Origin of the sequence: Mycobacterium sp. 1245499.0, assembly GCF_001673615.1 — a bacterium.
Classification (GTDB): Bacteria; Actinomycetota; Actinomycetes; order Mycobacteriales; family Mycobacteriaceae; genus Mycobacterium; species Mycobacterium europaeum_A.
Genome location: NZ_LZMG01000362.1, coordinates 1 through 10,272, shown reverse-complemented (window position 1 = coordinate 10,272; position 10,272 = coordinate 1). Strand labels below are relative to the sequence as shown.

Here is a 10,272-nt window from a genome sequence, read left to right as displayed (position 1 = left end):
TAGACAAGCGCCTTGTCGGTGATCTGATCACCCCACGTCTCGGAGACCGCCGCGTCGCTGATCGCGCTGGCCGTGTTCTTGGTGCTGGTCGGCGTCTACATCATGGTGCGCTACGAGCGGTACATGGCCATCTCCGCGCTGACGACCATGGTGTTCGACCTCAGCGTCACCGCGGGGGTGTACTCGCTGGTCGGTTTCGAGGTCACGCCCGCCACCGTCATCGGCCTGCTGACGATTCTCGGCTTCTCCCTCTACGACACCGTCATCGTGTTCGACAAGGTCGAGGAGAACACCCACGGCTTCCAGCACACCACCCGGCGCACGTTCGCCGAGCAGGCCAACCTCGCGATCAACCAGACGTTCATGCGGTCCATCAACACCAGCCTGATCAGCGTGCTGCCGGTGCTCGCGCTGATGGTGGTGGCGGTGTGGCTGCTGGGCGTCGGCACGCTGAAGGACCTGGCGCTGGTGCAGCTGGTCGGCATCCTGGTCGGCACGTACTCGTCGATCTTCTTCGCCACGCCGCTGCTGGTCACGCTGCGCGAGCGCACCGAGCTGGTGCGCACCCACACCCGCCGCGTGACGCGGCGGCGCAGCCCCGGCTCACGCGCGGCGGCCGAGACCGCCGGTGACGACGACGCCGACACCGCCGGGGAAGCGAAAGAAGCGACGACGACGGCGGCCGAGCCGGCCAAGCCCGCGCCGAGCAAGCCGGCACCGGGAGCTCGCCCCGTGCGGCCGACCGGGACCCGGCGTCCCACCGGCAAGCGGAACGTCGGCCGGCGGTAGTCACCATGGCCACCAGCTACCGGGGAACTGGGGCCGGTCGTCGTAGCGTGCTGGTCGGCCGCCGGGCCCTGACGGGGTGGATCGGCGCCGGATTGGCGGTGGTGCTGGCGGCGGGTGTCACGCTGACGGCCTGTTCGGGCAGCGCCGCCTCCCAGATCGACTACGTGGTCGACGGCCCGCTGTCCACCTACAACACCAACACCGTCGTCGGCGCCGCATCGGCCGGGGCGCAGGCGTTCGCCCGCACGCTCACCGGGTTCAGCTATCACGGCCCCGACGGGCAGATCGTCGCCGACCGCGACTTCGGCACCGTGTCGGTGGTCGGCGGCACCCCGCTGGTGCTGGACTACCAGATCGCCGACAACGCCGTCTACTCCGACGGCAAGCCGGTGACCTGCGACGACATCGTGCTCGCCTGGGCGGCGCAGTCCGGCAAGTTTCCCGACTTCCACGCCGCCACCCAGGCCGGCTACCTCGACATCGCCAACGTCGAATGCATCCCCGGGCAGAAGAAGGCCCGGGTGTCGTTCATCCCGGACCGCGGCGTCGTCGACTACAACCAGCTGTTCACCGCGACCTCGTTGATGCCGTCGCACGTCATCGCCGACCAACTCAACGTCGACGTGACCGCGGCCCTGCTCAGCAACAACGGGCCGCTGGTGGCCCAGATCGCGAAGCTGTGGAACACCATCTGGGACCTCAAGCCCGGGCTCCAAAAAGACGTGCTCGAAAAGCGTTTCCCGTCGTCGGGGCCGTACAAAATCGAATCCATCCTCGATGGCGGCGCGGTGGTGCTGGTCGCCAACGACCGGTGGTGGGGACCCAAGGCCATCACCAAGCGGGTCACCGTGTGGTCGCAGGGGCCCGACATCCAGGATCGGGTCAACAGCCGCAGCGTCGACGTGGTCGACGTCGCCGCGGGTTCGTCCGGCGCCCTGACCACACCCGATAACTACGAGCGCTCCGATGGCCCGTCGAGCGGCATCGAGCAGCTGATCTTCGCCCCGCAGGGTCCGCTGGCCGCGCCCAAGGCCCGGCGCGCGGTCGCGCTGTGCACGCCGCGCGACTCGCTGGCCAAGGACGCCGGGACGCCGATCGCCAACTCGCGCCTGGATCCGGTGATCGATGACGCCGTGTCGGCCGCCGACGGGGCGGGCGAGGCCGACGCGTTCGCCAAGGCCGATCCGGGCGCGGCGCGCGCCGCGCTGGGCGGTGCGCCGCTGACGGTGCGGATCGGCTACCAGGGACCCAACGCGCGGCTCGCGGTCAACGTCGGCGTCATCACCAAGGCGTGCGCCGCGGCCGGGATCACCGTTACCGGCGTCATCCTGGACAGCTCGGGGCCGCAGGCGCTCAAGGACGGCAAGATCGACGCGCTGCTGGCCAGCACCGGCGGGGCCACCGGCAGCGGGTCGACGGGGTCGTCGGCGCTGGATGCCTACGCGCTGCACACCGGCAACGGCAACAACCTGTCCGGATACAGCAACCCGCAGGTCGACAACGCGATCGGGGCGCTGGCGGTCTCGGCCGACGCCGCCGAGCGCGCCAGGCTGCTGACCGAGACCGCGCCGGTACTGTGGGGCGACATGCCCACCCTGCCGCTGTACCGGCAGCAGCGCACGCTGCTGACCTCGAAGAAGATGTACGCGGTGAGCAAGAACCCGACCCGCTGGGGCGCGGGCTGGAACATGGACCGATGGGCCCTGATCCAGTGAGGCTCCGATGACCAACGCCGCCGGGTTGATCGCGTCGCTGACGCGCAAGGTGGCCGATTTTCCCAAGCCGGGCGTCCAGTTCAAGGACCTCACCCCGGTGTTCGCGGACGCGACGGCGATGACCGCGATCACCGGCGCGCTGGCCGAGATCGCCTCGGGCGCCGATCTGGTGGCCGGCATCGAGGCCCGCGGGTTCCTGCTGGCCGCGGCCGTCGCCGAGCGGCTGCAGACCGGCGTGCTGGCCATCCGCAAGGCCGGGAAATTGCCGCCGCCGGTGCACGCCGAGACCTACGACCTGGAGTACGGCAGCGCCACGCTGGAGATTCCCGCCGACGGCCTGGACCTGCGCGGGCGCAACATCGCGATCATCGACGACGTGCTGGCCAGCGGGGGCACCCTGGCCGCCGCGGTCCGGCTGCTCGAGCGTGCCGGGGCGCACGTGACGACGGCCGCGGTGGTCTTCGAACTGAGCGCGCTGTGTGGCCGGGAAGCGGTCGCGCCATTGGCCGTGCACAGCCTGACTTGCGAGTAGCGCTCTCCCATTGGAGATATCCTCGAATTCGGAGGTGACCAACGTGGCGGAGGACAACAGCGCGGCGCAAGCGCTTGACGCGCCCACTAACGTCTCGGAGTCGCCGGCCATCACGCAGCCGATGGAGGTTCCGGAGCCCCCGACGGAGTCCCTGAAAACGTCGAGCAGCGCGTCGCGGCGGGTGCGGGCCAGGCTGGCCCGCCGGATGACCGCCCAGCGCAGCACCCTCAACCCGGTGCTCGAACCGCTGGTGGCGGTGCACCGGGAGATCTACCCGAAGGCCAACGTGTCGCTGCTGCAGCGGGCCTTCGAGGTCGCCGACTCCCGCCACGCCACCCAGTTACGCCATTCCGGGGACCCCTACATCACCCATCCGCTGGCCGTCGCCACCATTCTGGCCGAATTGGGCATGGACACCACGACTTTGGTGGCCGCGCTGTTGCACGACACCGTCGAGGACACCGGATACACGCTGGACGCCTTGAGCGAGGAATTCGGTGAAGAGGTGGGCCATCTGGTCGACGGCGTGACGAAACTGGACCGGGTGGTGCTGGGCAGTGCCGCCGAGGGCGAGACGATCCGCAAGATGATCACCGCGATGGCCCGCGATCCCCGCGTGCTGGTGATCAAGGTGGCCGACCGGCTGCACAACATGCGCACCATGCGGTTCCTGCCGCCGGAGAAGCAGGCGCGCAAGGCCCGCGAGACGCTGGAAGTCATTGCGCCCCTTGCGCATCGGCTCGGGATGGCCAGCGTCAAATGGGAACTGGAAGACCTGTCGTTCGCGATCCTGCACCCCAAGAAGTACGACGAGATCGTGCGGCTGGTCGCCGGGCGTGCGCCGTCGCGCGACACCTATCTGGCCAAGGTCCGCGCCGAGATCGTCAACACGCTGAGCGCGTCGAAGATCAAGGCGACGGTGGAGGGCCGGCCCAAGCACTACTGGTCGATCTACCAGAAGATGATCGTCAAGGGCCGCGACTTCGACGACATCCACGACCTGGTCGGCATCCGCATCCTGTGCGACGAGATCCGCGACTGCTATGCCGCCGTCGGCGTGGTGCACTCGCTGTGGCAGCCGATGGCGGGGCGGTTCAAGGACTACATCGCCCAGCCGAGATACGGGGTGTACCAGTCGTTGCACACCACCGTGGTGGGGCCGGAAGGCAAGCCGCTGGAAGTGCAGATCCGCACCCGCGACATGCACCGGACCGCCGAATACGGCATCGCCGCGCACTGGCGTTACAAGGAAGCCAAGGGGCGCAACGGCGTTCCGCATCCGCACGCCGCCGCGGAGATCGACGACATGGCCTGGATGCGTCAGCTGCTCGACTGGCAACGGGAGGCCGCGGACCCGGGCGAGTTCCTCGAGTCACTGCGTTATGACCTTGCGGTACAAGAGATCTTCGTGTTCACCCCGAAGGGTGACGTGATCACCCTGCCCAACGGCTCCACGCCGGTGGACTTCGCCTACGCGGTGCACACCGAGGTCGGCCACCGCTGCATCGGCGCCCGGGTCAACGGTCGGCTGGTGGCACTGGAGCGCAAGCTGGAAAACGGCGAAGTCGTCGAGGTTTTCACCTCCAAGGCGGCCAACGCCGGGCCGTCGCGGGACTGGCAGCAATTCGTGGTCTCGCCGCGCGCCAAGGCCAAGATCCGGCAGTGGTTCGCCAAGGAGCGCCGCGAGGAGGCGCTCGAATCCGGCAAGGACGCCATGGCCCGCGAGGTCCGCCGGGGCGGACTTCCGTTGCAGCGCTTGGTCAATGGCGAAACGCTCGCGGCGGTGGCCCGCGAGCTGCACTACACCGACGTCTCCGCGCTCTACACCGCGATCGGTGAGGGCCACGTGTCGGCCCGGCACGTCGTGCAGCGGCTGCTGGCCGAGCTCGGCGGCATCGACCAGGCCGAGGAGGACCTCGCCGAACGCTCCACGCCGACAACGATGTTGCGCCGCCCGCGCAGCAGCGACGACGTCGGCGTCTCGGTGCCCGGTGCGCCGGGTGTGCTGACCAAGCTGGCGAAGTGCTGCACACCGGTGCCCGGCGACCAGATCATGGGGTTCGTCACCCGCGGCGGTGGGGTGAGCGTGCACCGCACCGACTGCACCAACGCCGCCTCGCTGCAGCAGCAGTCCGAGCGGATCATCGAAGTGCATTGGGCGCCTTCGCCGTCGTCGGTGTTTCTGGTGGCCATCCAGGTCGAGGCGCTCGACCGGCACCGGCTGCTCTCGGACGTCACCCGGGTGCTGGCCGACGAGAAGGTCAACATCTTGTCCGCGTCGGTGACCACCTCCGGTGACCGGGTTGCGATCAGCCGCTTCACCTTTGAGATGGGCGACCCCAAGCATCTCGGCCACCTGCTCAACGTCGTGCGCAACGTCGAAGGCGTGTACGACGTCTACCGCGTGACGTCCGCGGCCTGAGCCCTAGCTCAGCCGCACCGAGGTGATCTTCACCGGGTTGGTGGGCGCGCCGCTTTGCCGATTGCCGGCGATACCGGCCCGGGCGATCTTGTCCAGGGTGGCCAGCCCCGCCTGGTCGATGGTGCCCAGCACCGTGCTCTGCGGTTCCATCTCGGAATCCTGGAAGATCAAGGCGAATTGGCTGCCGTTGGTGTTGGGTCCCTCGGTGGCCATGACGATGGTGCCGCGCGGATACACCACCGTCGCGCGCAGCGCGGGGTCGTCGGGCTTGTATTGGTCGGCGGGGTACTCGTCGGCGAATTCGTAACCGGGGCCACCGGATCCGTCCACCTCGGGGCCGCCGCACAACAGCGACCCGCCATCGGGCGAGCTGATCAACCGGGCGCATTGGGTGTTGTCGAAGAATTGCTGCTTGACCAGGCTGATGAAGCTGTTCACCGTGCACGGCGACTCGGAATTGGCGAGCTGGATCGCGATGTCACCGACGTTGGTGGAGATGACGGCGCCGATCTGCGGGGGAGTGGTCGACACCCGGCCCGACGGGGGCGGGTTCACCGGCCGGCTGACCGGATCGGGCACCGACCGGTACTGGCAGTCGGCACCCAGGTCGGGCGGCGGTGCGAACGCCGGCAGCGGCGGCGCCGTCGCCGACGCCGGGCCACTGGAACCGGGGTTGGATCCGGTCCTGCCGGGCGCCCGGGCCCGGGTCTGGGTGGAGGATGCCGCGCTGTCCGCGGAGCCGTGACTCTGGGTCACCAACGCGAAGACCAGCGCCGCCACCGCCGCCAGCGCCAGCGCCGACGCGCCGACGATGCCCACCAGCAAACGCCTGGAATGCGTTGGGCGGCCGGGTGCTTGCCGCGGATCCGGGCTGCCGCCGGGCTGCGGTGGCGGTGCCGGCGGGGCGACGCCGACCGGTCCCGTCGCCGGGCTCGGCAGCGCGGCCCTGGCGGCCTCGGCGAGCTCCATCGCCGTCTGATACCGCTGTTCGGGGTCCTTGACCATGCCCCGGGCGACGACCGCGTCGAAGGCCGCGGGCACCTCGGGCGCGATCGCCGACGGTCGCGGCGGCGGGGCGTTCAGGTGCGCGTTGAGCTGTTCTTCGAGGCTGTCGCCCGCGAATGGGCGCTTGCCGGTCAGGCACTCGTGCAGCACGCAGGCCAACGAGTAGACGTCGGCACGATGATCGGTTTTGCCCTTGAAGCGCTCGGGCGCCATGTAGGCGACGGTGCCCATCGTGGCGCCGGTCTGCGTGAGCTGAGTGTCGGCCTCCGCGCGGGCAAGGCCGAAGTCGATCAGGTAGACGAAGTTGCGCGCGGTGGTGATCAAGATGTTCATCGGCTTGATGTCGCGGTGGATCAAGCCCGCCTGTCGCGCGCTATCCAGCGCTGCCGCAACCTGTTCGATGACCGCTACCGTCTGCTCCGGGCTGAGCCGGCCGCCGCTTTCGGCGATGTAGTGCGACAGGTCGCGGCCCTCGATCAGTCGCATGTCGACGTAGAGCCGGCCGTCGATTTCGCCGTAGCCGTGAATCGGCACCACGTGCGGGTCGGTGAGGCCGGCCGCGATGCGGGCCTCACGGCGGAAACGCTGCTGGAAGTCCTGGTCCTCGGCCAGATGCGGCGGGAGCACTTTGAGCGCCACCACCCGGTCTGTGGTCGCGTCGTAGGCCCGGTAGACCCGGCCCATGCCGCCGCGTCCCAACAGGTCCAGTATTCGGTAATGGCCGAATGTGTCCGGATCCAGATTCACCCAACGACCATAAGCCGTCGGCGGTGCACGTCGGGCGAATCCCGCCGATCAGAGGGCGTTTCGCGCCCGGCGCACGCGCCGCGCTTGCGATCGGCGCTAGTCGAGCAGCAGCGAGGTGATGGTCACCTCGGTCGCGGGGGCGCCGTCTTCACCGCCGCCGGCGACGCCGGCCTTGGCGATCTTGTCCAATGTGGCCAGGCCGTCGGGCTGGATGGTGCCGAACACGGTGTATTGCGGCGGCAGCTGGGAGTCCTTGTATACCAGGAAGAATTGGCTGCCGTTGGTGCCGGGCCCGGCGTTGGCCATGGCCAGCGTGCCGCGCGGATAGAGGACGGGCTCCTGCGCCTTGGGGTCGTTCAGCGGGTACTGGTCGGTCGGGTACTCGTTGGCGAATTGATAGCCCGGACCGCCGGTGCCCTCGCCCTTGGGGTCGCCGCACTGCAGCACGCCCAGGCCCTGGGAGGTGGTCAACCGGTGGCATTTGGTGTTGTCGAAGTATTTCTGGCCGATCAGACTCGCGAAACTGTTGACCGTGCAGGGTGATTCGTTGTTCGCCAGCATCAGGCCGATGTGGCCCTGATTGGTCACCATGCTGGCGCTCACCTGGGCCGGATCGGTCGGCACCTTGCCGGTTCGCGGCGGCTTGACCTGCTTGGCGGCCGGCTCGGGGGAGGCCGGGTACTGACAGTTGGCGCCCAGCTCGGCCGACGGCTTGAACGGCGGCAGCGGCGCGGCGTTCGGGGTCGGCCCCGCGGGGGTCGTGGACTCCGGTGAGCTGGTGCTGCTGGTGGTCGTCGACGCCGCGGTGTTGCTCTTGTGGTCGTGCTTGGTGTTGACGATCGTGATCACCACCGCCACGATCACGGCCACGGCGACGATCGAGGCGGCCGCGATCAGCACGATCCGGCGCGTCTTGGCTTGCTTCGCGCGCCGTTCCAGCTGCCGTTCGAGCTTGCGTTTGGCGTTGGCGCGTCGCTGTTCGTTGGTCGGCACGGCCGCTATGCCTCCATGCTGGTGAAGTCGGAGTCCCGTAGACGGGTGAGGTGCCAGCTCAGGCTAATGTGGGCGCCGCGACTCGTGTCAAGTGGGGCCCGTGGGAAACTGGGAAGCGTGTTGATCACCGGATTCCCCGCCGGCATGTTGCAGTGCAACTGCTACGTGGTGGCCGAACGGCCTGGGACGGACGCCGTCATCGTGGATCCGGGACAGCGGGTGATGGGCGCACTGCGCAACATCCTGGACAAGAACCGGTTGACGCCGGCCGCGGTGCTGCTCACCCACGGACACATCGACCACATGTGGTCGGCGCAGAAGGTGTCCGACACCTACGGTTGCCCGACCTACATCCATCCCGAGGACAGGTTCATGCTCACCGACCCGATCTACGGCCTGGGCCCGCGCCTGGCGCAGATGGTCGCGGGCGCGTTCTGGCGGGAGCCCAAGCAGGTCGTCGAGTTGGACCGCGACGGCGACAAGCTGGACCTGGGCAGCGTGACCGTCAACGTCGACCACACGCCCGGGCACACCCGGGGATCGGTGATCTTTCGGGTCGACGGGGGGACGAAGGACGGGAAAGACTTGGTGTTCACCGGTGACACGCTCTTCGAGCGCGCGGTGGGGCGCACCGACCTGTTCGGCGGCAGCGGCCGCGACCTGCTGACCTCGATCGTCGACAAGCTGCTGGTGCTCGATGACGACACCGTGGTGCTGCCCGGGCACGGCAACTCCACCACCATCGGCGCCGAGCGCCGCCTCAACCCGTTCCTCGAAGGCCTGTAGCCCGTGCCGGAGTTCGCTGCGCCCAAGGGCGTGCCCGACTATGTCCCGCCGGACTCGGCGCAATTCGTCGCGGTGCGCGACGGCCTGCTGGGTGCCGCCCGCCGGGCCGGCTACGGCGATATCGAGCTGCCCATCTTCGAGGACACGGCCCTGTTCGCCCGCGGCGTCGGTGAATCCACCGACGTGGTGTCCAAAGAGATGTACACGTTCGCCGACCGCGGCGACCGCTCGGTGACGCTGCGGCCCGAGGGAACCGCCGGGGTGGTGCGTGCGGTCATCGAGCACGGGCTGGACCGCGGCGCGCTGCCGGTCAAACTCTGTTACGCGGGGCCGTTTTTCCGCTACGAGCGTCCGCAGGCCGGCCGCTATCGCCAGCTGCAGCAGGTCGGAGTGGAGGCGATCGGCGTCGACGACCCGGCCCTGGACGCCGAGGTGATCGCCATTGCCGACGCCGGTTTCCGTTCGCTCGGGCTCGACGGCTTCCGCCTGGAGATCACCTCGCTGGGCGATGACAGCTGCCGCCCGCAGTACCGGGAACTGTTGCAGGAGTTCCTCTTTGGTCTCGACCTGGACGAGGAGACCCGGCGCCGGGCGCAGCTCAATCCGCTGCGGGTGCTCGACGACAAGCGGCCGGAGGTGCGCGCCATGACGGCCGAAGCGCCGGTGCTGCTCGATCACCTGTCCGACGCGGCCAAGCAGCACTTCGACACCGTGCTGGCGCATCTGGACGCGATGGGCGTGCCTTACGTCATCAACCCGCGCATGGTCCGCGGGCTGGACTACTACACCAAGACGACCTTCGAGTTCGTGCACGACGGACTGGGCGCGCAGTCCGGCATCGGTGGTGGTGGTCGCTACGACGGCCTGATGCGCCAGTTGGGCGGACAAGACCTGTCCGGCATCGGGTTTGGGCTCGGTGTGGACCGCACGCTGCTGGCGCTGCGCGCCGAGGGCAAGAGTGCGGGGGAGGCCGCGCGCTGCGAGGTGTTCGGCGTGCCGCTGAGCGAGCAGGCCAAGTTGCGCCTGGCGGTGCTGGCCGCGCAGCTGCGCGGCGGCGGTGTGCGCGTCGACATGGCCTACGGCGACCGCGGACTCAAGGGCGCGATGCGCGCGGCCGACCGCTCGGGCGCCCGGATCGCGTTGGTCCTCGGCGACCGCGATCTCGAGTCCGGCACGGTCGGGGTGAAGGATCTCGGGACCGGGGAGCAGGTCCCCGTCACGCTGGATTCCGTTGTCGACGAGGTGCTCGGGCGGCTCAGCCGCTAACTTGTCGCCCGCGCGGC

Annotated in this window: 7 protein-coding genes and 1 pseudogene; 6 read left to right on the top strand and 2 right to left on the bottom strand. The window is 69.1% G+C overall.

Annotated features, from left to right (window positions below):
- Positions 1–45: 45 nt before the first annotated feature.
- The 4 genes and pseudogenes from secF to A5646_RS22370 form a co-directional block, all read left to right on the top strand.
- Positions 46–789 (top strand): annotated as a pseudogene (secF, locus tag A5646_RS22385) (protein translocase subunit SecF); the annotation flags it as partial.
- Positions 790–794: 5 nt separating this feature from the next.
- Positions 795–2,504: an ABC transporter substrate-binding protein gene (locus tag A5646_RS22380; RefSeq protein WP_067024245.1), complete on the top strand. Its 1,710-nt coding sequence runs from the start codon at positions 795–797 to the stop codon at positions 2,502–2,504.
- Between the two features lie 7 nt (positions 2,505–2,511).
- Entirely contained in the window at positions 2,512–3,036 is a 525-nt protein-coding gene (locus A5646_RS22375; RefSeq protein ID WP_067024242.1) for an adenine phosphoribosyltransferase, read from the top strand.
- 43 nt (positions 3,037–3,079) lie between these two features.
- Positions 3,080–5,458 (top strand): bifunctional (p)ppGpp synthetase/guanosine-3',5'-bis(diphosphate) 3'-pyrophosphohydrolase, encoded by a 2,379-nt coding sequence (locus A5646_RS22370; RefSeq protein ID WP_066861064.1) that lies wholly within the window; start codon positions 3,080–3,082, stop codon positions 5,456–5,458.
- Between the two features lie 3 nt (positions 5,459–5,461).
- On the opposite strand, the gene A5646_RS22365 is transcribed toward A5646_RS22370, so the two are convergent.
- Together A5646_RS22365 and A5646_RS22360 are read right to left on the bottom strand one after the other, a co-directional pair.
- Positions 5,462–7,210, bottom strand: coding sequence for a protein kinase (locus A5646_RS22365; protein ID WP_066861047.1), 1,749 nt, complete (start codon positions 7,208–7,210; stop codon positions 5,462–5,464).
- 96 nt (positions 7,211–7,306) lie between these two features.
- Positions 7,307–8,203, bottom strand: a complete 897-nt coding sequence (locus A5646_RS22360) for a peptidylprolyl isomerase (protein ID WP_067024239.1) — start codon at positions 8,201–8,203, stop codon at positions 7,307–7,309.
- Between the two features lie 117 nt (positions 8,204–8,320).
- Between A5646_RS22360 and A5646_RS22355 the strand changes: the two genes are divergently transcribed.
- Together A5646_RS22355 and hisS are read left to right on the top strand one after the other, a co-directional pair.
- Positions 8,321–8,989 (top strand): MBL fold metallo-hydrolase, encoded by a 669-nt coding sequence (locus A5646_RS22355; protein WP_066861041.1) that lies wholly within the window; start codon positions 8,321–8,323, stop codon positions 8,987–8,989.
- A gap of 3 nt (positions 8,990–8,992) precedes the next feature.
- Positions 8,993–10,255, top strand: a complete 1,263-nt coding sequence (hisS, locus tag A5646_RS22350) for a histidine--tRNA ligase (protein ID WP_067024236.1) — start codon at positions 8,993–8,995, stop codon at positions 10,253–10,255.
- Positions 10,256–10,272 lie beyond the last annotated feature (17 nt).

Coding starts and splice junctions, on each gene's coding strand:
- A5646_RS22380 (WP_067024245.1), top strand. CDS start 795: ATGGCCACCAGCTACCGGGGAACTGGGGCCGGTCGTCGTAGCGTGCTG.
- A5646_RS22375 (WP_067024242.1), top strand. CDS start 2,512: ATGACCAACGCCGCCGGGTTGATCGCGTCGCTGACGCGCAAGGTGGCC.